The organism is Peribacillus sp. NPDC096540, from assembly GCF_050278525.1.
GTDB lineage: Bacteria > Bacillota > Bacilli > Bacillales > DSM-1321 > Peribacillus.
On record NZ_JBNNTG010000021.1, the window covers coordinates 1 to 22,064 of the forward strand.

The window sequence follows — 22,064 nt, forward strand, 5'->3', positions numbered from 1 at the left end:
TCGTTTTATTGATTAGAACTAGTTGTTCTTTAGTTGGATAGATTCGAAATTTATAAGCTTTGTTTACGACCATTGGTTTCACCCCCTTATAGTTATTATTAACCACAGAACGTATGTTTGTCAAAAGATTACTTTGGCTTATGCCAACCGCCATTCATCTCTCCCTTACCGTTGGGCTCTCGCCCTTCACACGCTTGAAGGGGGAGTCTTCTGGCAGGAAATGATAAAAAGAATCCGTTTTGAAAAAAGATTGATCAAAATGGATTCTTCTTCAGCAGATTTAATTTGGTTTTTATAAAAAAAGTTTGATTATTTTCTACCTATGTTGTTCCACAATCGCGTTCGATAATTGAAGATCGTTCGCGATGCGAGGCTATTGTTTAACATCTTACATTTTTGCGTTTGAAACCAAGCTGCCCTTTATCTACTACCTTTTGAATACTTTCGGAAGCGAGTAGGAAACTGCTTTTTTTCTTGTCCCGTTTGACTTCTACTGGGCCTACTGCCTTTGCGGTCTCGACAGCCTTTTCATGGAGCGGCAAATATGAAGTCCCCACTGTATATATAAAATTATTCATAGCGTATTTAGTTCGTTCTGGAGAATCGTGTATCGTATTTTCCACATTTTCAAGCATATTGGCAATCTTGCTTTCGGAAAATTCACCGTCAGGGCGATTACCCAAAAGCCAGCAGTAGCAACTCCAGCCCGCTGACATTCTCAGCTCTTCACCGCTTGCGATCCATTTATCGGCAACGTCTTGTGCAATATCTGTTTCAGCTAAAGTTACTGCAACCACATAATCGGACAGCATATAAAAATACGCCGCATCCATCCAACGCTCAAAATCCGCCTTAGCCATTGCTTTTGGGTCTGCAATTATGCCTGCAAAGTACATTGCGTCGTAGTTCCCTGTGGCGTAAAGCTGCTCAGCCAAAGGTTGATTTTTTTTTATTTTCTTGGCGATTGGCTTCATAGCGCCTGTAGCCACGCCAAAAAGCGGCTCGTGCGCACCATTGGATTCGTAAATTTTCTTGGTTCGTTCCTTGCCGAGAGCTTCAAGCTCCTGCATAACCATTTGTAAATTCATCGTTTAACACTTCCTTCTTTTTGGAGGTTTTTCCTCCTTAAGGTTTAAGCCCATCTAATCCATCCCCATTAGCTGATAACAAATATTTACATTTTTTAACAAAACCGTCTCAACATGTGCGGAGTGTATGTGGTAACACATATGATGTTGGTAAGTTCACACTCGTTTATCCCTATATTAAGAAAACAGATTCTCTCATATTCAATTAAGGCACCCTTTAATGGAATAACTAAGAAGCTTCTTAGCTGGGTTAGTTCCAGAGGAAAGCTGCCATTTCGGCAATTGGAGATTAAAATAATACACTCGTTATTTTAATCATTAAAACTGGGAGTAATTTATTTGTTTATTCTATTCCTCAACCTTGTTCTATTCTTTTTCTATCAACATCTTCTACCCAATTGAAGTATTTTTCTGAAAGCGGACGGATTCGGTTTGCATCACGAGCAATGACTTCACATCCTCGATCATCATATACAAAGAAGATAATATCTTTAGTGATGTTTACAAAAAAGACATCAGGATAATCAATTGGGTTCTCACCGAACTTTGGTTTTAATGCAAAATCTTCATTACTTGCTGCTTTAAGTAACTCATTAACACGGATGTCAATTCGTTTACATAACAAAGAAAATTGTAGCATCTCAAATTCTTCGGCTTCGTCCACCTCAAAAGGATAAGGGTAAGTTCTCACCTGTGATAGGTGTTATTGAGAATCTATCAAGCTAATAATATCAAGGAGCCAATATCTTATCAATAGTGTGTACCTTATTGATAAAAAATAGACTGAACGGTAAAAACCGATCAGTCCATAAATAATTATCTTACCCAGATAAGCGCGCGCCCTTTAATTGAATAACTCATAAGTTTTTTATTAGCTAGCATTGGAAAATTTTTTTTATCCCTCCTCATCAATCTCATCTTCAAATTCAGAATTCAATACAATAAATTCTTTTAAGTTAGAAGCTATTTCTTTACAGTTTCTGTTTCAAGGACGCTAATTTCCGCAGCCGCTGCCCAGCCGTTAACACCCGCCGTTGCTTCGAGCTTGACATATGATGCATCTGTCGGATCAAAAGTTGCTACTTTCTCCGCATTGTCATTTGCCCAAGTTCCGCTTGCAACTTTAGTAAAGGTCACTCCATCTGTACTTACATAAACGTTATATCCTGTAATATTTCCGTTGCCACCTGATGGCCTTGGTAAATACGCGACCTTATTGATTGGGTAAGTTCCTCTAAGATTTAATGTGATCGATTGAGGAAGTACATCAGATTTATCCCACTTTGTATGCCAAAAAGTTTGTGAATTTCCGTCAATCGCCATGGATGCTGAATTATTTTCACCAACCGTTTCCTGACTTGTCGCCGCTGCCGTCATTTGAGACTGAGGGATCTTATTAACAGTTACTTTAATACTTGTTATCAAAGGGACGTTATTGGGATTTTTCACCCCATTTGGCAAAGTTACAGTTCCAGTTACAGTAAAGGTCTGTACAGTCTTTACTGTGGGATCATACTTTGAAGCATCTACATCCCATGTCACTTTGGCATCGCCACCACCACCATCGGTAACCAAGGATACTGTCTTTGGCAATCCAAGGGCGTCTGCTGTCTTCGCCGCTCCGATTGCCACCCCTGTTTTGTCAGCAGGTGCAGTGATGCTCTCTAAATTAACACCTTGAGGCGTAATGTCAATGTCCTGCGACGAACGGTTATACATGGAATCCGCAGCGAATACTCGGAGGGTATATGGAGTAATCGGCGACAAACCTGTAATCTTGTATTCCCTGTGTTCATCGAATGGCTTGTCTAGCGGCAGCGAAAGACTGTTAAACGATTTGTCAACTTCCCCGGTAAGCTTGTTGATAAGCTGAACATTGTATTCCAACACACGCACATTGTCATTGGCTTGCTTCATTGTAAAAGTAAGTTCGTTGTTTTTGAAGGAATTGATCGTAATACCCTCATCAAACTGCGGAGCGATGAGTTCTCTTGTATCGCTTTTGCTATACGTAAAGGCATCTTTGCCTTCGCCAACGTTGACTACAGAAGGTATGCCTACAAATTCTTCTGTGCTTAAATTATAATGTTTGATGATAACTTTTGTACCATAAACCTCTATAAAATTCGAGATGCGAGGTGTGGTATTATAATTGATATATGCACCTTCAATATATCCGCCGGACGGACCGCCATCAATATAACTAGAATAATTCGTCGAACCAGCATCGAAATACGATGCCGCACCTTGATAGAGTGAACGTTCGTCGGTCGGATCGTAATGCGTATGACCTGACAGATAGACTACCTGCGACAAATTATTGTCAGCAATATATTTACCTACATTATTACTTCCTGCGGTGCTCCATGCCGATCCCCAATTGGTTCCGCTGATAGGGAAATGAGAAGATACAAATATCGGTTTGGTTGGATCGTAATCCGCTTCTTTTTTAATTTGGTCAAGGAAATTTTTAGCTTTTCCAGACGTGTTGTTGTTGTCATAATTTCCGTCAAAAACCACAAGATTATATCCTTTTATCTTGACCCGATAAGCATCGTTAAAGAAATTGTTATCGTACGATTTCGTAGATTCGTTCCACGCGCCCGCCGAACCGACAGGAATTAATTTTTCGGCGCCGCCCATATCATGGTTGCCTCTTACCAAATAAAGCGCGATATTGTCAAATAAACCTTCATCTTTAAGTTTATTGTGGACTTTTGTCAGCTCATTCATCCACAGATATTCGATAGCATTGTTACCGCCGGTAACGTCGCCAGGAATCAACATTACGTCAGCCTGCGAGAATATTTTCAGGCTTTTTCTGAAATCATCTTCCACGCGCGCGATTGCAGCAGGATTACCACTGATTTCCGTATCGCTGTTCACAATCATATTTAAATCGGCGGGCGTTGCTGTTTTATTACTTTTTTGATAGATGAAGATGGCATTGGTTAGTTCACGTTCGTAATAATTGATGGTTTCCTGTGTATATAATTTTACTTTTTGCGTTGTTGCAACCGAAGTTGCCGTATTCAAAACCTTTTTCAAATAATCAAAATCGGTTTTGCTGAAGCCTTTGCCGAGACCTTTTGCTATTATTTTATTTCCCTCTGATATTGTGTCGTTAAGTGCATTCATATCTATTTTATTTACACCGTAACTCTTATAATTAGCTTGAACTACATCACTGCTAAATGCACCTTTCCAAACATTCAGATCAGCTATATCGAATGAATTACCGCCATGCTTGCCTAATCCGTCGCTACCTATATTTAATGGGTTCGAAGTATCTAAAGTTCCGACCCCCAGCGAAGTTTCAGCCATTTTGTAACCATCAATATACAACGATCCGAGCATTTTATCTCTGTCTACAACAAATGTCACGTAACGCCAATCTGACGCATTAAACGTGTCGCGCCCAAAGGAAATGTTCTTTTCTTTTGCGGTCGGGAATGCTAAATTCATGTTGACCGAATTGGCTGATGTGTAAATCGCCCAGCCTGCGTTAGAGCCGTTACTAAAATCCTTGTTTGATAATATGACCTGATTTTTGTTCGTGTCACCCTTATACCAGAAGGATGTGGTAAAACTGTCATTATCAAATTTCAAGCTATGCTTCGTACCGACATAATTACCGTCTCCGCTTTCTAAGTGCAGAGCTTTGGTCCCGGGTAATACACCGTCTACAAAACTATAATTTCCTTTCCCTTCCAAGTTCTCTTGATTTGCATCGTCCTTTAAATTATTGTCAAATTTCATCGATGCAATAAGGTGGTTGGCATTTAATACTGCGTTCGTGGGCAATGAAGTTGAAGTTTTACTGGCACCATTTCGCTTTGAAACTACAACGCGCATTTTTTTACCAATATCATTTAACGTTACGGTGTAGCTTTTGGATGTACCACCCGATTTCACATTAATATATTTATCGCTTATACGTGATTCCTGTACTTGCCATTGAAATGTTAGATGTTTGTCCTTTGAACCTTTACCCTTGATCACACTGGCGGTGATCGTTTGACCGTAAACCGGCTGCATATTGTCGATTTTGACGATTTTGTCGTTCGACTTGTTTGTAAGTGCTTCTGCGGTGGTCGATAACATAACGAATATCATCGTGAATGCGAGAGTAATAGATAAAATTCTTTTCATTACAGAAAACCTCCATATTTTAATTATTTTAAGAGTCTGTTCAAAAAGCTTGTAAAATTGAGTAAAAAACAAAACCGTAGCCAAACTTTGATGCAGAACTCATTGATTATATCGATCATGTCGACGACTCCATTGTGCTGGAGAAGGTCGCCCCGCTTTACAAGGATGGCGGGCATCCTCCCATCGAACGGGATGAGAGGAGATTTTTCATCACGGAAATCCCCCTTTCGTTTCCAATATTGGAACCTTGATTTTCTACTTCTACTGCTCTCATTAAACTGAAATGGTGCTTTAATCCTGATACGCCGATATTTTGAAACATCACCTCCCAGAATAAGGGGAATAGATGACAATAGACGCCACCTTAAAATAAACATAAAATATAACACACCCACACAAATTACCTCTTGTATAAACAAATAATATACAATCATTATTGATTTTCTGTAAATATTGTGTGAATTATTGTTGTTTTATGAAAAATTACACAAAAACACACAATTACACATAAATAACTGATGGTGGAGTTTATTTTCCTGGCTGCAAGAAATAAAAGATTTACTTTGCTACTTGAAATTTGAGGAGAGATGCTAAAATGAGATAAACTGAGTTAAAAAACACATAAAAAAAAGGAAAGTAGACGGCTACTTTTCCTCCAAATTAATCTTATTCACAATTTCAATACCTTCTTTTTTATATTTCTGCAGTACCTTTTCGGAAAGATTTGAATCAGAAATAATACGGTCAACCCTTTCAAAATGGCAGACTTTCAATAATGATGCAACATCAAATTTACTGCTATCCGCTAGCACAATGCAACTTTGAGAATTCTCAAGCATTTTCTTTTTCACTTGGTATTCACCTAACCCGTAATCCGTCAGCCCTTCCGTCAAGGAAATACCACTGATGCTCATAAAAAAAGTATCAATGTGAAATCCTTTAAAAAATTCTTCCGCCAAAGAACCTACCAGGCATAATTCTTCATTTCGGAGTACACCCCCGGGCATCAAAATCGTATAATGAGGCATTTCTGAAAGTTCTTTGGCAATGATTAAGGAATTTGTTAAAACGGTAAGTCTTTGAAACCTGCTTTTTAATTCTTTCGCCAATTCGGTATTTGTGGTGCTGACATCTAATACAATGGATTGTCCTTCTGTAACATAATGTGCAGCAATCTTCGCTATTTCCTTCTTTTCCTCAATATTTTTGGTTTCCCGCAATGAGAAATTGATTTCTTGACTGTTCGCATTATCTAAAACCGCTCCACCGCGCACCCTTCTTATATACCCTTCTTTCTCGAGATATTCAAAATCCCTGCGGACTGTTTCGGTAGACACACCAAACATTTTTGTGATCGAAGACACCTTGACTAACTTATTTTTTCGCAAGCATTCCATTATATTTTCATGACGCTCATGAGCTAACAATATTTTCACCTGCTTTAGTTATTAGGTAAATTTGGTATTTCTTAATTTTCCTTATTCTATAAATAACACAAATTCGCATAATTTCACAACCTAACTCATATGAGATTTTTGTAAAGTTTTTACATATACTTTCTTTAAACGTACATACAAGCTTTCTCAGTATTTTTCTACAAAACTATCCAATATAAATATGATATGTTTGAATGAACATAACTTTTGGAAAAATAAAGAAATAACCAAAAGGCTAGGAAAACATATTGAGGAGAAGAAAGGCCGTTTCATTACTGTTGGTATTTAGTATTTTTACTGGATGCACACAAATTCCCCCGAAAGAGATTTGTCTGAAGAAGGAAGCTGCTCCCTCTTCTTGTTACTGAATGATGGAAGATGTAGGGTGAAGAAAATATTTTTTATCCAATGTCTTCAATTCTTATTTTTTAATATAATGAACACCCTTTCTTCTATGAAAGTGCCATGTCTGGTAACATCTTTTTTATCTTACGCCCCCATTACTTGGCTTGTGATTGGACTAGTGATTTGTTATCTTCTTCCCTTTTTCGTACGAAAAAAATATAAATTAAATGAAAGGCAATAGATACTGGAACACCAAGATATATTGTCATCTTAGTACTTTCATCAAATGCTAAACTTATTTACACTATCAAATAAAACCAAATGCTAGAATTGACACTAAAGGATAGAGTGGTGTGTGAAAACCCAGTTCACTTACCTTTCCCCCTTCAGCTATATAACGTTTACGGAAAAAATACTGGGAAGCAGCGATACTCATCCAAGATAGCATAGATACCATACCTGCTACAGAAAGAATCCATGTATAAATTGTATCCGCTGCCACATTTGAAGCGAGAAGAGAAATGCAAGAGATTCTCATACTGGCAATTAAAGCAAGTAAAGGTGCACCTTTTTTCGTTAATTTTTGAAAGGATCATGGAGCCATTTTAGAACTTGAAAGAGAATACAACAGTCTTGTTGTAGTATAAAGACCAGAGTAAGCAACTGATATAAGCGAAGTAATGATTACAAAGTTCATAATATCAGTTGCATAAGGTATTCCAATGTTATCTAGGGCAGTAACAAATTGACTAACAGTGGGTTTAATCTCTTGCCAAGGTACGATGGAAACCACAATAATCATCGATAAAACAAAGAATAAAATGATCCGATAAACAGTTTGATTGATTATTGTTTGCTTTAGGTATTGTTTTTTTTTGGAGATTCACTTCCCCCTGAGGAAATTCCTACCAGTTCAGTACCACCTAACGAGTAGTTTACTGCCATCATAGCAATAACTACAGTCAATACTCCATTAGGGAAGAACCCAAATTCTGCTAAGTGCTTGAAATAAGGGGCAGATGTTTCCCCATGAATTGGAACAAGACCAAATATCACTGCTCCGCCTATTAAGATAAACTAGACAATAGCGATTACTTTAATACTAGCAAACAAAAATTCTGTTTCTGCAAAGCTACGGGCAGAGAGAGCATTAACTGCAAATGAGGTAACTCCAGCAATTAATGACCCTATCCATGGAGAAATATCTGGGAACCACCTTTGAATTAGCGAGCCTATCATAACAATTGTAGGCATTCATATGAGTAAACATTATAATGAAATTGAAGAATATCGTGACTTTACGAAACGACCTGAAACACACAAAGCAATTATCACAATGATTGGGTTAATCGAGATTTCAGAAGATTTCCTACTTCGTTATATCTATATATTTATCTGATATTATTCTGTAATTCTCATGATGTACTTTAGCCCACTCAGTCTTTTGAAATTTTAAATGCTTGAGACTTTGATTCACACACGCTTTATCGAATAATCGGAACCCTTGCTCAGTCGCCCAACTCCGGAAATAGTTATGCTCTGGGTGAGGAGGATTTTGATAGGCTTCAAGAAAGTGCTCAAATCCAGGCGGACCACCTACATCCTCTGGCGGTGCTTCCCCTGCCCAATCAAGCACGGTTGGAAAACCAAAATAATAATCCTCCACGACTTCCTCTAGTTTCACATGAATGCGCCAATCATCACTGAAATCATACACATATAAAAATTCACCTATGCGCTCCAGATAAGTATCAATTTTTATACGTTGCGGCTGCTTCACCCCAATTCCTTTATACGATTTGCTTTTCGCTTCATCTATTCGTTGTAAATTATTCGTTACAACAACATCATCTAGCTGAAACTCAAACAAATGAATTGGCTCGTACGGATATCCACTCTGAAAATTCGTTACATTTTGAATGACATCGTGCAAACGATTAAACGTAATCCCACCTGGTACAATAACTTTTCTCCACACAACTGGTTCAATATTTTCAAATTGAAATGCTAGGATGTAGGATTTCATAAGGAACCTTTCTTTTTCTTTCCTTCTAGTTCTAACTTTCTTCTGTTTTGATCTTCCTTAGGTGCTGTAAATGTATATGTTGCTCCATTATATGACCATGTTGCTCCATAAACATAACCATTTTGGATTTTCGCAAATCGAAAATTTGTATCATTAGTATAAGATTTCAAAAATCGGCCAGCAGCTTGAATATTATCACATTGTTCCAGTAACTCTCCGTTTTTATAAATTGTTATAGGCACTTTTCTATTACGCATGTAAATCTCCTTTTTTAAATAATTTCTTCTATTTCATTATAAGTTTAATTAACAAGAAATTGGAGCTTTCAGTGTAAAATAGTGGTATTGAGTTCGCAATATAGGAGGTTGAAATAATACCATTTAATATGAATCTGTGGAAAGTAGAACAAAATAAACTACAAGAAATTCAAAAAAATCGGCTTGATAGTGAAGATCGTTTAGAAAACTGGATTGCAGAGGATAGCAACATTTTAGGCTTAGATATTTTAATCATCGGGAAGCAAGTAGTGACTAGCTTCGGTGGACGGATTGATTTAATAGCTATAAAAAGAGACGGCGAACTGGTCCTGTTGGAATTAAAGAAAGATAGAACACCTCGTGACGTAATCGCTCAAGCACTTGATTATGCTTCATGGGTAAAAGAGTTAACAACTGTAGAAATAAAGGCATCACTGTAAAATATTTAAAACATGGCTTACATGGCTTAAAAGAGACATTTGAAAATCATTTTGAAACATCGCTACCACTAGAAATAAACAACCAGCATAGTATCGTAATCGTTGCTTCTGAACTAGATCCATCCTCTGAAAGGATTGTTCAATACTTAGCAGATGAATACAATGTAAACATTAACTGCCTCTTCTTTGATTTTTTCAATGACAATTCACAAGAAATGCTTGGCCGATCATGGCTTATGGATCCTGAAGCAGTAGAAGATAAAGTATCAGCAAAGAAGAAGGCCCCTTGGTCTGGTATTTATTACGTAAATGTAGGCGATGGTATTCATCGGAGATGGGAAGATTGCAATACATATGGTTTTATAAGTGCAGGCAACATCCTCGTTATAGCGGTCATATGAAGAAGCTACAAGTTGGAGATAAAGTGCTCGCTTACTTAAACGGTCGAGGATATGTAGGATATGGCATCGTAACTTCAGAAGCTGCAATGGTTAAGCACTTTGAATGGACATCTGGAAAAAAACTTTTAGCTGAGCCTCTCAAACAGGCAAACATCGTAAATAACTTAAATAATTCTAACAATGCATATTGGACAGTCGGGATTAAATGGATTGAATCATTAGTTGTCAACCAAGCATTAACGCAGCCGGGTATATTTGCTAACCAAAATAATGTCTGCAAACTACGAGATAAAGCAACGTTAGAATTTTTAGGTAGCAAATTTAAGTTAGATTAGCCTCATGTATGACAAAGAGCCGCTGGAGGGCGGCTCTTTTATCGTTATTTCAAGTTACTTATGTAAAAAGTCAACTATCAAAAGAATAGAAAAAGAGGGTTCTCAAAAGTACAAAGAACTAATGGAAAAACCTCTACTTTTAAGCTATATCACGGTTCAACGCTACCCCTTAATAGAGTATTGAAGACAAGCGCTCTATAAAATCAAGGGATATAAGCAATGATTACATCATGCTGCCCATTCCTCCATATTAGGCATGCCCAAACCACCTGCAGCAGCAGGTTCTCTGGTTTGTCAGCAACAACATCTTCTGTTTCCTAAGAAGCTAGGAATCCCCCTGCTGGTTTGAGAGACTCCGGGAAAAAGGATTATCCATTCAATAAAGGACATGCTGAATTTCCCTGTCATGTAACAGGAAACGCTGATTGCTCTCTTAAAAGCCTTTTTTGATAAACAATATTAGACAGCTGTACACTAACTTCATAAAGAACAAGCAAAGGGACAATAACCAATATGTCCGAAATTAAATCCGGGGGCGTAATCAGGACTGATACGATAACAAGGGCAAAATAAGAAATCTTACGTGACTTTTTCAGCCTTGTTGGATTTAATATTCCTAATCTTGTTAGGAACATGACCACTAGCGGCATTTCAAATAAAATACCGAAGGGCAAAATCAGGTTAATCATAAACCGAAAATATTTTTCCGCAGTAAACATCATCTCGAACTGCCCAGCGGAAAGTGAAGTCAGAAACCCTAATACAATAGGAAATAATACAAAATATCCAAAAGAGATCCCTGTGATAAATAAGATAAATAACCCAGGGATAAAACGAAATGTAACCTTCCTCTCATCTGGTTTCAATGCTGGTGCTACAAAGCGCCATACCTGAAATGCAGCTAGCGGAATAGTTGCAGCTATTGCACATACCGCAGCGATAATCATATAAACCCACAGGATCTCACTCGGACCGAGAACTGCAAGTTTTCCTTCTAAATCGTTAATAAGCAGTTCGTATATATCCTGTACGAATATGAAACTCAATATGAAGAAAGCAACAAAACCTATTAGAGTTTTAATAATTCTGCTTCGGAGTTCCTCCATATGCTCAATAACATGCAAATCCTTGCTTTCCATATTTGCTCCTCCTTTTTGGTTACTTTATGTACAAACCAATGGCTTCAAACTCGTGACAAGCAAGCATTTCAATAATCGAGTTTGAAGGAAAAAAACGCGGAAATACTATTTGACCGGTCTAGACTGGATTTTTTTGAACCCATTGGCAACTACTATTCCAATCTTCACATAAAAAGAAGCAGACGAGTCTCCCCGCCCGCAATCTCATCATTCCTATTTCCTATTTATCCCTCTTTTTTAACTGGTGCCACCTCAGACTTATTCTCTTTTTCTTCCTCTTTATCTGAATCGGATACTAATCCTTTTGTTGCACTTTTGAATTCTGATAAAGTGCGACCAAAAGCCCGGCCGATTTCCGGCAGCTTGGAAGGTCCAAAAATAATTAGAGCGATTACGAGCACGATGACCAACCCAGGAATTCCGATATTTGAAAGCATTTTCAGACCCACTCCTTATTTAGATATTTTTTCAACTTTTTAGTATATGTTAACAATTATTAATCCTGATCAAGTTATCACTCTAGATAACTATTAATTAGTGACTTTCCCCCGCTTGTTCATCCTTTGTTTTTCATGTGCACGGTTATGGGCGCGTGTACGATCTTCTTCGACTTCATTAGTTTTTTGGACACCTTCAGCAACGAGGGCTGATGATACTTTTCTGAGTCCAGCTTGATCTTTATCAAAAACAAAGGATGCTCTTGTTGAAATATCTGCCCCAGGTTCTGTTACGAATGGAACCACACGGTAATCCGCCCTCCATTGCTCTGGTGTTACCTTGCATCGGACATACCCACGGTAATCATTGAAGAATTTAATATGTGAATTTTGGCTTAATATTTTGTCAGTATCTGCTCGCTTGTCTGCCCCGTTTCCACCAGATGTGATGGATGTACCGACAAATTCCACACCGAAAGTCTTTGAGTTTGGATCATTGAAATCAGTTTTTAAATTGGAAGCCCAGCTTGCATGTACATCACCAGTCAATACAACCAGATTTTCAATGTTTTTGCTTTTTACTACATCTATCAAACGGTCGCGTGCAGCCGGATAACCATCCCAAGAATCCATGCTATATTTTGGAGAAGTAGGTGTTCCATAATTCCGCTGTGCAAAGAATATCTGCTGAGGAAGCACATTCCACTTTGTTTTTGAATTTGAAAGATTCTCAGTTAGCCACTGCTCCTGCTCTGGTCCGAGTAATGTACGCTTCGGATCAAGAGACTCTGGCGTTTGTGGTGAGCTTCCATCGCCGTTTGCCTGATCATCACGGTATTGTCGTGAATCAAGTACAAAGAAAGAAGCCAGATCACCATATGAGAAATTCCGGTATAAACGCATATCAGCCCCCTTTGGCAATGACGATTTACGAAGAGGCATATGCTCGTAGTAAGCCTGATAAGCAGCTGCCCTGCGTTTGATAAATGCCTCCACTGATTGTCCCTTTTCCGGAATTACATTTGCATAGTTGTTTTCAACTTCATGATCATCCCATGTCACGACCCATGGAAATGCAGCATGTGCTGCTTTTAAATGTATATCAGAACGGTATTGAGCGTATCTGTTTCGATAGTCCTCAAGTGAAATAATCTCCGGACTGTTATGTACACGGACATTACCGGTAGATGAAACATATTCATTTGGGCCGTACTCATAAATGTAATCGCCAAGGTGAAAAACTAGATCAAGATCTTCTTTTGCCAAATGTTTATAAGCTGTATAATAGCCATGTTCAAATTGTTGGCATGAAACAAAAGCGAATGTCAGACTCGAAACACTGGAACCTAATAACGGAAGTGTTTTCGTTTTCCCTGTCTGGCTTACTTCCCCTCCACTTTTAAAACGGTAAAAATAAACCTTGTCAGGTTTTAACCCGCTTACTTCCACATGGACAGAATGACCCAGTTCTGGCCTGGCTATTTCTTTGCCATTCTTTACAATTTTTCTAAAATGCTCATCCTTTGCAATTTCCCATTTAACTGAAACAGCTTCATTTGACATTCCGCCGCCATTCAACGGATCTGGAGCCAACCTTGTCCATAAAACAACACTATCTGAGAGTGGATCACCAGAAGATACACCAAGAGTAAATGGATAATCGCTGAATTTAGGGGCAGCATTAACCTCAACCCCTCCCATTGATTGCGCAAGGGCAAGACCCAATGAAAGTCCGGCAAGCTTACTCGCTCCCTGGATAAAGTTCCGGCGGTCCATATTTTTGCCTAAGCTTTCATCGCTCCAATTCTTTATCAATTCATCCAAAGCTTTTTATTCTTCATTGATCTTTCCCTCCTAAATAATTCTTTGAATCTGGTTTTAGTATAGGGGGGCTTTTTAAAAGACATATTAAGGAATGTAAATCACTAATTTCCCAATTAGGTATTTAGATACAAGTCTTTGGAATCTCGTAAACAAAAAAACAATATGACTTATCCATTAATTGATTAATCCCCATAATATCCCACATAGGTTTACAGTCTTTTTTCCTAATTTTCTTCATAAATCCTTTATTTAATCGTTACAAATATATAGGGTTAAGCCCGTTTAGGTTGCATCTATTATTGCTTCAAATCGCGCGATAATCGTAGCTCAAAAACCGAAGGATGCCGTCGTCGTTGAAGATTTATTCCCCTCGATTTGCGAATCATTTTTGTAACCCAAACGAGAAAATCTGGGTTTACTGCTGCTTCTTTATTTCACTTAATAACATTAACTTTCGTCCATGGCCAGAATTGCTGACTCACCTATCATTTTTAAGTCAAGTGTACGTGACTTTATTTCAGGATGAGTCAAAAAAGTACAAGCTTAAAATGCTAAGATCAGACAAAGTAGGGAAATATTTAGCAGACCAAGAAGGAATAACCCTTTATTATTTCACAAAAGATGATTCTAGCGTCAGCAATTGCAATGGTCAATGTAGTTAAATTTGGCCGCCTTTCCATGCAGATAACATCATCTCCTCTTAAGGATTCGACAAAAAAGAGTTTAAAACAATCATAAGAGATTACGGATAAAAGCAAACAACGTATAAAGGGCATCCACTTTATTATTATGTGAAAGATAAGCAGGCAGGTGATGTAAATGGACAAGGCGTCAATAATGTCTGGTTTGTATTAGGAAAAAAGTTTTTTGAGAAATAATTTTGTTTAGTTTTAAGTTAGAAAACTTAAACTCTCAAAAAACCGTTTCATATTTTTGAACTTATTGAGAAGAAAATTTCAACTTGATGGCAATTGGGTTCTACTACAAAACACAGATATTATTCGAAATCGTACTTTTTACTTTAGACCCCATTAAAGAATAAATAGGCTCTTATGATATTAATTTGCTATGTTTAATGATATTGTTGATATCAATATAAAAATAAGGGAACTTCCATTTGTAGGAAGTTCCCTTTCTTATTCCATTAAAGCCCCCATTTTTATAAAAAGAAATAATTGGGGAACATTATAAATACTTCAATTGACTTCCCCATGATAGTTTGCAATTTATAATATGTAAAGCTAATTACTAAAAGCCCGAATGCAAACAATATACTTCCAGCGACTAAAAAGCTATTAATATAGCTCTTCACTATAATGTTATAAGTGTTTGTATCTGCTCCACCTTGTTTTATCAACCAATTTTCTGCAAGAGATGTACCAAAATAAACACTAAAAAACAACATAACAAATCCAATTATTCCAATTAGAGACCCTAAAATTAATGTACCTTTTAAATTATCTTTAGTCATACTACTCCCCCATATGTAAATAATGAAAATACTAAACCAATATTTCCTTTAACGGAATGACCAAATACCAAAAAATGGTAAAATTTGATAATCTGAGTCTACCATAGGTAGCTTCCATTGAAAACAGGTAACTAAAAAACAATCCTTTTGCTACCCTGGTATCGTCATTTCGATACCTTATTTGGTTACGTTTCCCTATTTCAAAGTACCAGAAGTAGGTCTCATTAATTTCTACGATGCCTTGAAACTACTCAAAATCCATCTCTTTTAAAGCAAATAGGAGCTTGTATCTCCAATAGAAAAGGGTTGCATAGTGAATACCGAGAAGCCCCGAACTCACCTTACAAACCTATTCTTTTCGCATCATAATAACCCCGGATATGGAGGCAACACAGAAGACAATAATTGTTTAGAAACAGGATGTTCTAATCGTTCAAGTTGTTCCATATCATCTAACCATTCAACAACCTCACCTTTGTAGATTACCGCTAGTTGGTCTGAAATGTAATTGACAGCCTGTAAATCATGAGAAATAAAGAGATATGAAAGTTGAAACTCTTCTTTTAATTGTGCCAAAAGGTTTAATATTTGTACTTGAACAAGAACATCTAAAGCACTTACAGCCTCATCAAGTATAATTAACTTTGGCTTTAAGGCAATCGCTCTTGCGATATTGATTCTTTGTAGCTGTCCTCCGCTGAACTGATATGGGTATTTAAGAATATCTTCCGGGCATAACCCTACGATTTCCAAAAGCTCCTTTACTTTCTTTTTCTCTTGAATAGACGTAAGCCTCTCGTAATTTCTTAAAGGCTCAGCAATGATCTCCCCTATAGTCAGTCTTGGGTTAACAGCGCTATAACAATCTTGAAAGACAACCTGCAGATTTCGCCGTAACTCCTTTAATTCTTTTGCTTTTAAACAATAAAGGTTCTTCCCCTGGAACCATACTTCTCCCTCATCCGGCTTTTCGAGACCCAGAATAATTTTGCCCAGGGTACTTTTTCCAGATCCACTTTCTCCAACGAGGCCTAAACATACTCCTTCTTCCAAAGTTAAAGATATGCTCTTAATGGCTTCAACATATTTACGCTTCCCAAAAACAGAGTTTCCCAACAAGTATGTTTTCTTTATACCTTTCAACTCAAGCAAACTCACTCTTCATCCACCCAACTCTTTATCTTGATTTTACACATCTTACTAGATGGTCTTTTTCAAACTCTTTAAATTCAAGATTATAACTTGAACATGTATGATCTGCGTCCTCGCATCGTTCTAAAAAAGGGCATGTTTTTTCTCTATTTATTAGATTGGGGTGCGAAACGCTGACACGCTTATCACTCTTAATCTTTCTTCTTGTTAATCCAAGTCTGGAATCTAACAAGACTCGGGTATAAGGGTGCATTGGGCTATTGAACAACTTCAACACTGGTGCTTTCTCAACGATATAGCCGCCATACATCACAGCTACTTCGTCAGCTACCTGAGCAATCACCCCTAGATCATGTGATACTAATAAAATGCATGTATTGTATTCTTTCCTTAATTTATCCAACTGTTTCAAAACCTGAAGTTGATTTGTCGCATCAAGTGCAGTTGTCGGCTCATCAGCAATAATGATAGATGGACTTAAAGACATGGTAATCGCAATCATAACCCGTTGCAGCATCCCGCCGCTTAGCTGAAACGGATATTGCTTCAAGACATTCTTTGGATTAGGCAGGTCCGTTTTTTCTAAATACTCCACAGCCATTTTCCGCGCTTGCTGCTTCGTAATAGGCAAATGAGTTCTTAGTGTTTCAATAAAATGCCGTCCTATCGTCCTCACAGGATTAAAGGCGATCATAGGGTTTTGCATAATCATAGCGATCTCACTTCCCCGTACTTTCCTTAAGTCTTCTGTGGAAACATTTAAAAGGTCTATATTATTAAACTTGATGCTCCCTTGTACCACCTTTGCCTTTTCAGGTAAAAGATTTAACAAAGACATGCATGTCATCGTTTTCCCTGATCCACTTTCTCCGACAAGCCCCAACACTTTCCCAGCCTCAAGCTTAAAACTGACATCATTGACAGTTTGAGTCAGTCCATTTGGGGTCGTTACAATAACATTCAAATTGTCTACAATTAAAATGGGGTGTTGTCCCATCTTTCAACCTCCCTTCTATTCCTTTTTTAGGTCAAGAGCATCCCTCAAAGCTTCGCCAAACATGTTAAAAGCAATCACAACGATGAAGATCATCATCCCCGGGTACAGCATCAATGAAGGGGATTCTCTAAAAAATGGCTTACTATCATTGATCATCATTCCCCACTCTGCCTCTGGAGGCTGTATGCCAAGACCTAGAAAAGAGAGACCGGAAATTGCTAAAATTACCCCTCCGATGTCCATAAAGATTAATACAACAACTTGAGAAATGATGGCAGGTAAAATATGTTTAATGACAATGACTCTCCTTGGTGTCCCGCATATTTTGGCTGCTAAAACAAAGTTTTGCTCCTTTACACTAAGAACCAAACCTCGAATGACGCGTGCATAAAAAACCCATTGAACAAGCACCATTGCCAAAATCAGATTTCCAAGACTCGGTCCTAAAATTCCGATTATTGCTAAGGACAGAAGAAAGCTTGGGAATGCCATAAGAATGTCACACATTCTCATGAAGAGATAATCAACCTTACCACCTATAAAGCCAGCATAAATACCGAGTGGGATACTAATAATCATCATTAATCCCATGACAAGGAAAGCTGTTCCCAAAGAGGTTTGTGCTCCATAGATTAATCGGGACAATATACATCTCCCTAAATGATCAGTTCCCAATGGAAACTGAGAGGAGGGCCCTTGTAGCTTCTGAACGATATCAATTAAGTTCGGATCATTAGGGGCCAAAAAAGGAGCAAAAAAAGCAAAAACTGTCAGGAAGGAAATAATCATGATGCTGATCATCATGAGCTTATGTGTCATCAGCTTTCGTTTCACGTTTTGCACCACTCTTATTTCACTCCTTCCCAACGTATACGGGGATCCAGGAAGGAATATGTAAGATCCACAAGAAGATTACAGACCACAAAGATAACACCCATAAACAATACACAACCCTGAATCATCGGATAATCTTGATTTAATATAGATGTGACAAATAACTGGCCCATGCCTGGCCAAGCAAAAACTGTTTCAACAATAACTGCTCCGCTTAGCATGTTTCCTAAGCTCATTCCAAGTCCAGTTATCACAGGTAGTAAGGACTTTTTTAAGACATGCCTAATAACGATTAGTCTTTGGCGCAAACCTCTCGCTCTAGCATAAACAACAAATGGCTCATTCAAATTTCCCAGCATACTAGCCCGAAGCAATCGCATATACGTACCTATATACGCAAAAGCCAATGTCAAGGAAGGAAGCACTAGATTAGCCAAAGTCCCCCTTCCCAATACAGGAAATAAATCTAACTTTATAGATAAAAAATAGATCAACAGAAATCCAAGCCAAAAGGTTGGCATAGAGACACTTACAAAGGCTATTATTCTGCTAAACTGATCAATAAATTTCCCCTTGTAAATAGCAGAAATCATGCCTATAGGTAAACTAATAACAACAATAAAGATAAGCGCAGCAAATGTTAATTGAACAGTTGGAAAGAAATGTATCACAATTTCTTCCCATACAGTGTTATTGGACACATAAGACATTCCTAAATCCAATTGCAGCACTTTTCCCAGCCACTCAAAGTACTGGACATATAAAGGCTTGTTTAAACCAAGCTCAACTCGAAGGGCTGCCACTGTCTCATCCGTAGGAGGAATATGTGACGCCCTTAAGTAAGCTACTGCCGGATCTCCAGGAATTAAGTGAAGCAAGATAAAAGTAATGAGCGAAAGTCCAAATAATATTGGAATTAAACTTGTGAGACGTTTAAAAATAAACCAACTCATGTAGCACTCCTTAAGTTGTTTTTAAGTATCCCCGTTTCAATTAACGTCAATTGAAGTTAAAGGGACCTCAGCTTCTTGAGGTAAAAAATCTACTCCACTAATGTTTTTTTGATACACTGCTATATTAGACTGATAAGATATCGGTAAATAAATTGCTTGTTCGTGCAATGTCGTTAATATTTCTGAATATAGTATTTTTCTCTCTTCTTCGTCTGTAGTTAATAATACTTTCTTAATTTTCTGGTCTAATTCTTTTTTTACTGGCAACCCTAGTTGAGCGTTATAATCTGGACCACCATTTTCTGATTTTGTCGTCATAGAAGCTAAATAGGAATGTGGATCAAACGGTACAGCCCAAGTAGATGTAAATAATAAATCAAATTCACCTTGAAATGCATTTGTCCAAAAAGTATTAGTTTCTTGACTAGTCAACTTAACATCAATTCCCAGCTTTCTAAAATCACCTTGGGTAAATTCTGCGATTGACTTTTGGATGTTGTCTGTACTATTAAACAGTAATTCCAATTGCAATTCTTTTCCGTCTTTTTCTCTAAATGGTTTCCCCTTCACTTGTTTCCATCCAGATTCATCCAATAACTGTTTTGCTTTTTCTGTATCATATTCATGAGGCTCTATATTAATTTTCGTGTAAGGCAACATAGGTGGAAACAAAGTATCAGCCTTTTTTTCCATACCATAAAAGATCTTATCAATAACAGCCTGTTTATTAAAAGCATGTTGAAGAGCTAACCGAACTTTAAGATCTTTAGTCGCTTCTCTGTTTGAGTTAAGAAGCAGTGTTCTTGTAGCAGTAGGTTCTGACAATTTAGTTTCATATTGCCCTGAATTCTTCAAAAATTGGAATGAATCTTGGCTAATGACCCCGTTTCCAAATATAAAGTCGAGTTCTTTTTTCTCAAAAGCTAATACTCTTGACTCTCCGTCAGTAATGACTTTAACAACCACCTTATCTACTTTAGGCTTAGTACCCCAATACTGTTCATTCCTTTTAAAAACAGCAAACTCATTTTTCTTATATTCGCTCAACACCCATGGTCCTGTGCCAATCTGAGACTTGAGTCCGTCCTTAAATGTGTTTTGACTGTCAGGAAAAGCAGCTTCTCCTACAAATCTCAACGGTCTGATGTAAGTTAGTTCTTGCAGAGTTGGATAATACGCGTTGTTCAAAATAAGTTTAAATGTATATTTATCTATTATTTCAGTACCTTTGATTTGGTTAATTAATTCCACCCATTCATGTTGTTTGCGATTATCTAAAATGGTATCAAAGTTTTTCTTAACGATTGCAGCATTAAAGAGGGAACCATCGGAAAATTTAACATCTTTCCTCAGATGGAATACATATTCTTTTCCATCTTTCGATATATCCCAGCTCTCTGCAAGCCAAGGCTGAATTTCTCCGCCTTCACCGTAATAAACAAGGGATTCATATACCATAGCCTGGGAAAAAAACTCATTCGGAAAATATGTGTGTGGATTTAAGTCACCTATATCCCCAGGCCAGGAAAAAGTAACAACTTTTTGTTTATCTTTATCTGATGTATTTTCTTGATCTATTGTTGTGTTGCTGCAACCAGTAACAAAAATTGTGAAAATTACTAGTAGTCCAACAAAAGAATGGAATAAACTAGACCGTTTTAAGTACATGTTTTCTCACCTTCAATTATGGAATTTTAACTATTTGAAAATTATACAAAAAAAGCATTTCCAACCAGATTTAACGGTCAGAAATGCTTATTATTTAAGAACAAATTCGTCTTCTAGCACTCTAACACCTCCCTATCTCCCGTAGGTTTAACAGCATTTCTAGAACGGGCAGGTCTTCTGACTTAGGTTCATCATCTCCATGCGTCTTCCCGGATATTATCCAGTGACTTTCTTGCATAGGACTCACCATTACAGCGGCGGGACCGTGCCGGATTTTGCACCGGCTTCCCTTTTAAATATTCGCTATTAAACGAATATACCCATTCCAATACTATATGAAATTTTCCCTCATCTTCATAGTAAAATATAGAGCTTGTCAATCGTAAAATTAGTATGTCGAAACCATTTGGTACTCTTAACAATTTATTAGTTTCATCCCTAAGTAATTTTTGATAAACCCAGCTACTAATCATATCCATCCTAGCAATAAACGAAATACAGGTAGTAAAAGGAGAATAAGCATGTTCTCTTTAACATGTAACAAACATATTAATTTTCCTAAACTTAACTGTTTTACGCTTGCAACTCTCTCAAAATGGAAATATTCACTTTGAAAATTAACTCAAAAAAAGTTTACCTAATACAAATTATATTCGTTATCGCAAATTTATGCTATATCAAATTAAAGTCCTGATGTTTTTTAACGGCTCGTTAGGTATGGATAGGCATACTCTTATACGAACAGTAATCTGTAACGACATATATCGTATGATAGTGAGGAGAATTTTCTTTTTACAGATCTGTATTGCACCCTCCGAATTTACTTTCATTTTTTATAAGTGAATACTCACTTAATTATTTAAAATCATCCTAATTTATGTAATAATAAAATATACTACAATAAAGGAAAGGTCTTGAGGGGATTTTCGTTGGAAAGTATGGAACTACTACATAAAAAAATAGAGACAATGAGGAAAGAATTAATATTTACTGCCTTAAAGCATGGGCTCACCTCAAAAAAAACGTTACATTTGAGCCAAGAACTTGATAAACTCTTGAATTTACTTGTACATGAACAGGAGTCTCTACATCCAATAGGCTTTCAATAA

At 37.3% G+C, this 22,064-nt stretch carries 22 protein-coding genes, 5 pseudogenes and 1 riboswitch; of the genes and pseudogenes, 7 read left to right on the top strand and 20 right to left on the bottom strand.

Annotation, left to right across the window (positions count from 1 at the left end; translation table 11 throughout):
• The 8 genes and pseudogenes from ACQKMR_RS17435 to ACQKMR_RS17470 form a co-directional block, all read right to left on the bottom strand.
• Window positions 1–154: helix-turn-helix domain-containing protein (locus ACQKMR_RS17435; protein WP_427698507.1), on the bottom strand; the 154-nt coding region annotated here is incomplete at its 3' end.
• Window positions 155–380: 226 nt separating this feature from the next.
• Window positions 381–1,088 carry a DNA alkylation repair protein gene (locus tag ACQKMR_RS17440; protein ID WP_427698425.1) on the bottom strand — a complete coding sequence of 236 codons (708 nt, stop codon included), beginning with the start codon at window positions 1,086–1,088 and terminating at the stop codon, window positions 381–383.
• Window positions 1,089–1,443: 355 nt separating this feature from the next.
• Window positions 1,444–1,791: pseudogene (locus ACQKMR_RS17445) on the bottom strand (DUF3885 domain-containing protein); the annotation flags it as partial.
• A 260-nt stretch (window positions 1,792–2,051) separates the two neighbouring features.
• On the bottom strand, window positions 2,052–5,240 hold the full coding sequence (locus ACQKMR_RS17450) for a discoidin domain-containing protein (protein ID WP_427698426.1): 3,189 nt from the start codon (window positions 5,238–5,240) through the stop codon (window positions 2,052–2,054).
• A gap of 157 nt (window positions 5,241–5,397) precedes the next feature.
• The gene (locus tag ACQKMR_RS17455; protein ID WP_427698427.1) at window positions 5,398–5,562 is read right to left on the bottom strand and encodes a hypothetical protein; all 165 of its coding nucleotides are present in this window, start codon (window positions 5,560–5,562) and stop codon (window positions 5,398–5,400) included.
• A 322-nt stretch (window positions 5,563–5,884) separates the two neighbouring features.
• Window positions 5,885–6,667 (bottom strand): DeoR/GlpR family DNA-binding transcription regulator, encoded by a 783-nt coding sequence (locus ACQKMR_RS17460; protein WP_427698428.1) that lies wholly within the window; start codon window positions 6,665–6,667, stop codon window positions 5,885–5,887.
• Window positions 6,668–7,328: 661 nt separating this feature from the next.
• Window positions 7,329–7,904, bottom strand: a pseudogene (locus tag ACQKMR_RS17465) (amino acid permease).
• A pseudogene (locus ACQKMR_RS17470) lies at window positions 7,880–8,275 on the bottom strand (hypothetical protein). The pseudogenes ACQKMR_RS17465 and ACQKMR_RS17470 overlap by 25 nt, the downstream one beginning before the upstream one ends.
• A gap of 4 nt (window positions 8,276–8,279) precedes the next feature.
• On the opposite strand from ACQKMR_RS17470, the gene ACQKMR_RS17475 reads away from it, so the two are divergent.
• Window positions 8,280–8,420, top strand: coding sequence for a hypothetical protein (locus ACQKMR_RS17475; RefSeq protein ID WP_427698429.1), 141 nt, complete (start codon window positions 8,280–8,282; stop codon window positions 8,418–8,420).
• Here ACQKMR_RS17475 and ACQKMR_RS17480 read toward each other — a convergent pair.
• Complete coding sequence (locus ACQKMR_RS17480) at window positions 8,391–9,047, bottom strand: plasmid pRiA4b ORF-3 family protein (protein ID WP_427698430.1); 657 nt, start codon at window positions 9,045–9,047, stop codon at window positions 8,391–8,393. The genes ACQKMR_RS17475 and ACQKMR_RS17480 overlap by 30 nt on opposite strands.
• Complete coding sequence (locus ACQKMR_RS17485; RefSeq protein WP_427698431.1) at window positions 9,044–9,304, bottom strand: hypothetical protein; 261 nt, start codon at window positions 9,302–9,304, stop codon at window positions 9,044–9,046. Before ACQKMR_RS17485 ends, ACQKMR_RS17480 begins: the two co-directional genes overlap by 4 nt.
• Window positions 9,305–9,432: 128 nt before the next feature.
• Here ACQKMR_RS17485 and ACQKMR_RS17490 point away from each other — a divergent pair, with 128 nt between their 5' ends.
• From ACQKMR_RS17490 to ACQKMR_RS17500, 3 genes are read left to right on the top strand one after another with little or no spacing between them, the layout of a single operon-like run.
• Entirely contained in the window at window positions 9,433–9,744 is a 312-nt protein-coding gene (locus tag ACQKMR_RS17490; RefSeq protein WP_427698432.1) for a hypothetical protein, read from the top strand.
• Window positions 9,699–10,145, top strand: coding sequence for a hypothetical protein (locus ACQKMR_RS17495; protein ID WP_427698433.1), 447 nt, complete (start codon window positions 9,699–9,701; stop codon window positions 10,143–10,145). Before ACQKMR_RS17490 ends, ACQKMR_RS17495 begins: the two co-directional genes overlap by 46 nt.
• Entirely contained in the window at window positions 10,142–10,480 is a 339-nt protein-coding gene (locus tag ACQKMR_RS17500; RefSeq protein WP_427698434.1) for a hypothetical protein, read from the top strand. Before ACQKMR_RS17495 ends, ACQKMR_RS17500 begins: the two co-directional genes overlap by 4 nt.
• Window positions 10,481–10,884: 404 nt before the next feature.
• On the opposite strand, the gene tatC is transcribed toward ACQKMR_RS17500, so the two are convergent.
• The 3 genes from tatC to ACQKMR_RS17515 form a co-directional block, all read right to left on the bottom strand.
• Window positions 10,885–11,619 (bottom strand): twin-arginine translocase subunit TatC, encoded by a 735-nt coding sequence (tatC, locus tag ACQKMR_RS17505; protein ID WP_427698435.1) that lies wholly within the window; start codon window positions 11,617–11,619, stop codon window positions 10,885–10,887.
• A gap of 224 nt (window positions 11,620–11,843) precedes the next feature.
• Window positions 11,844–12,056: a twin-arginine translocase TatA/TatE family subunit gene (locus tag ACQKMR_RS17510; protein ID WP_427698436.1), complete on the bottom strand. Its 213-nt coding sequence runs from the start codon at window positions 12,054–12,056 to the stop codon at window positions 11,844–11,846.
• A 93-nt stretch (window positions 12,057–12,149) separates the two neighbouring features.
• Complete coding sequence (locus tag ACQKMR_RS17515) at window positions 12,150–13,880, bottom strand: alkaline phosphatase D family protein (protein WP_427698437.1); 1,731 nt, start codon at window positions 13,878–13,880, stop codon at window positions 12,150–12,152.
• A gap of 548 nt (window positions 13,881–14,428) precedes the next feature.
• Between ACQKMR_RS17515 and ACQKMR_RS17520 the strand changes: the two genes are divergently transcribed.
• Window positions 14,429–14,542 (top strand): hypothetical protein, encoded by a 114-nt coding sequence (locus ACQKMR_RS17520; protein ID WP_427698508.1) that lies wholly within the window; start codon window positions 14,429–14,431, stop codon window positions 14,540–14,542.
• Window positions 14,543–14,644: 102 nt separating this feature from the next.
• Window positions 14,645–14,758, top strand: a pseudogene (locus tag ACQKMR_RS17525) (hypothetical protein); the annotation flags it as partial.
• Window positions 14,759–15,039: 281 nt separating this feature from the next.
• Here the strand turns inward: ACQKMR_RS17525 and ACQKMR_RS17530 are convergent.
• From ACQKMR_RS17530 to nikA, 7 genes and pseudogenes are all read right to left on the bottom strand, one after another.
• A complete protein-coding gene (locus tag ACQKMR_RS17530; protein ID WP_427698438.1) occupies window positions 15,040–15,351 on the bottom strand; it encodes a hypothetical protein in 312 nt (103 codons plus the stop codon).
• 187 nt (window positions 15,352–15,538) lie between these two features.
• Window positions 15,539–15,676 (bottom strand): annotated as a pseudogene (locus ACQKMR_RS17535) (IS1595 family transposase); the annotation flags it as partial.
• Between the two features lie 38 nt (window positions 15,677–15,714).
• Window positions 15,715–16,509, bottom strand: a complete 795-nt coding sequence (locus tag ACQKMR_RS17540) for an ATP-binding cassette domain-containing protein (protein WP_427698439.1) — start codon at window positions 16,507–16,509, stop codon at window positions 15,715–15,717.
• Window positions 16,510–16,528: 19 nt separating this feature from the next.
• Complete coding sequence (locus ACQKMR_RS17545) at window positions 16,529–17,500, bottom strand: ABC transporter ATP-binding protein (protein ID WP_427698440.1); 972 nt, start codon at window positions 17,498–17,500, stop codon at window positions 16,529–16,531.
• Between the two features lie 15 nt (window positions 17,501–17,515).
• Window positions 17,516–18,346, bottom strand: a complete 831-nt coding sequence (nikC, locus tag ACQKMR_RS17550; RefSeq protein WP_427698441.1) for a nickel transporter permease — start codon at window positions 18,344–18,346, stop codon at window positions 17,516–17,518.
• Between the two features lie 2 nt (window positions 18,347–18,348).
• Entirely contained in the window at window positions 18,349–19,287 is a 939-nt protein-coding gene (gene nikB / locus ACQKMR_RS17555; protein WP_427698442.1) for a nickel ABC transporter permease, read from the bottom strand.
• Between the two features lie 36 nt (window positions 19,288–19,323).
• Window positions 19,324–20,955, bottom strand: coding sequence for a nickel ABC transporter substrate-binding protein (nikA, locus tag ACQKMR_RS17560; protein WP_427698443.1), 1,632 nt, complete (start codon window positions 20,953–20,955; stop codon window positions 19,324–19,326).
• Between the two features lie 150 nt (window positions 20,956–21,105).
• A riboswitch (cobalamin riboswitch) is annotated at window positions 21,106–21,294 on the bottom strand.
• A gap of 599 nt (window positions 21,295–21,893) precedes the next feature.
• On the opposite strand from nikA, the gene ACQKMR_RS17565 reads away from it, so the two are divergent.
• Complete coding sequence (locus ACQKMR_RS17565) at window positions 21,894–22,064, top strand: aspartyl-phosphate phosphatase Spo0E family protein (protein ID WP_427698509.1); 171 nt, start codon at window positions 21,894–21,896, stop codon at window positions 22,062–22,064.

Coding starts and splice junctions, on each gene's coding strand:
- ACQKMR_RS17545 (WP_427698440.1), bottom strand. CDS start 17,500: ATGGGACAACACCCCATTTTAATTGTAGACAATTTGAATGTTATTGTA.
- ACQKMR_RS17530 (WP_427698438.1), bottom strand. CDS start 15,351: ATGACTAAAGATAATTTAAAAGGTACATTAATTTTAGGGTCTCTAATT.
- ACQKMR_RS17475 (WP_427698429.1), top strand. CDS start 8,280: ATGAGTAAACATTATAATGAAATTGAAGAATATCGTGACTTTACGAAA.
- ACQKMR_RS17480 (WP_427698430.1), bottom strand. CDS start 9,047: ATGAAATCCTACATCCTAGCATTTCAATTTGAAAATATTGAACCAGTT.
- ACQKMR_RS17510 (WP_427698436.1), bottom strand. CDS start 12,056: ATGCTTTCAAATATCGGAATTCCTGGGTTGGTCATCGTGCTCGTAATC.
- tatC (WP_427698435.1), bottom strand. CDS start 11,619: ATGGAAAGCAAGGATTTGCATGTTATTGAGCATATGGAGGAACTCCGA.
- ACQKMR_RS17485 (WP_427698431.1), bottom strand. CDS start 9,304: ATGCGTAATAGAAAAGTGCCTATAACAATTTATAAAAACGGAGAGTTA.
- nikB (WP_427698442.1), bottom strand. CDS start 19,287: ATGAGTTGGTTTATTTTTAAACGTCTCACAAGTTTAATTCCAATATTA.
- ACQKMR_RS17440 (WP_427698425.1), bottom strand. CDS start 1,088: ATGAATTTACAAATGGTTATGCAGGAGCTTGAAGCTCTCGGCAAGGAA.
- ACQKMR_RS17495 (WP_427698433.1), top strand. CDS start 9,699: ATGGGTAAAAGAGTTAACAACTGTAGAAATAAAGGCATCACTGTAAAA.
- ACQKMR_RS17520 (WP_427698508.1), top strand. CDS start 14,429: ATGCTAAGATCAGACAAAGTAGGGAAATATTTAGCAGACCAAGAAGGA.
- ACQKMR_RS17490 (WP_427698432.1), top strand. CDS start 9,433: ATGAATCTGTGGAAAGTAGAACAAAATAAACTACAAGAAATTCAAAAA.
- nikA (WP_427698443.1), bottom strand. CDS start 20,955: ATGTACTTAAAACGGTCTAGTTTATTCCATTCTTTTGTTGGACTACTA.
- ACQKMR_RS17450 (WP_427698426.1), bottom strand. CDS start 5,240: ATGAAAAGAATTTTATCTATTACTCTCGCATTCACGATGATATTCGTT.
- ACQKMR_RS17500 (WP_427698434.1), top strand. CDS start 10,142: ATGAAGAAGCTACAAGTTGGAGATAAAGTGCTCGCTTACTTAAACGGT.
- ACQKMR_RS17565 (WP_427698509.1), top strand. CDS start 21,894: ATGGAACTACTACATAAAAAAATAGAGACAATGAGGAAAGAATTAATA.
- ACQKMR_RS17455 (WP_427698427.1), bottom strand. CDS start 5,562: ATGTTTCAAAATATCGGCGTATCAGGATTAAAGCACCATTTCAGTTTA.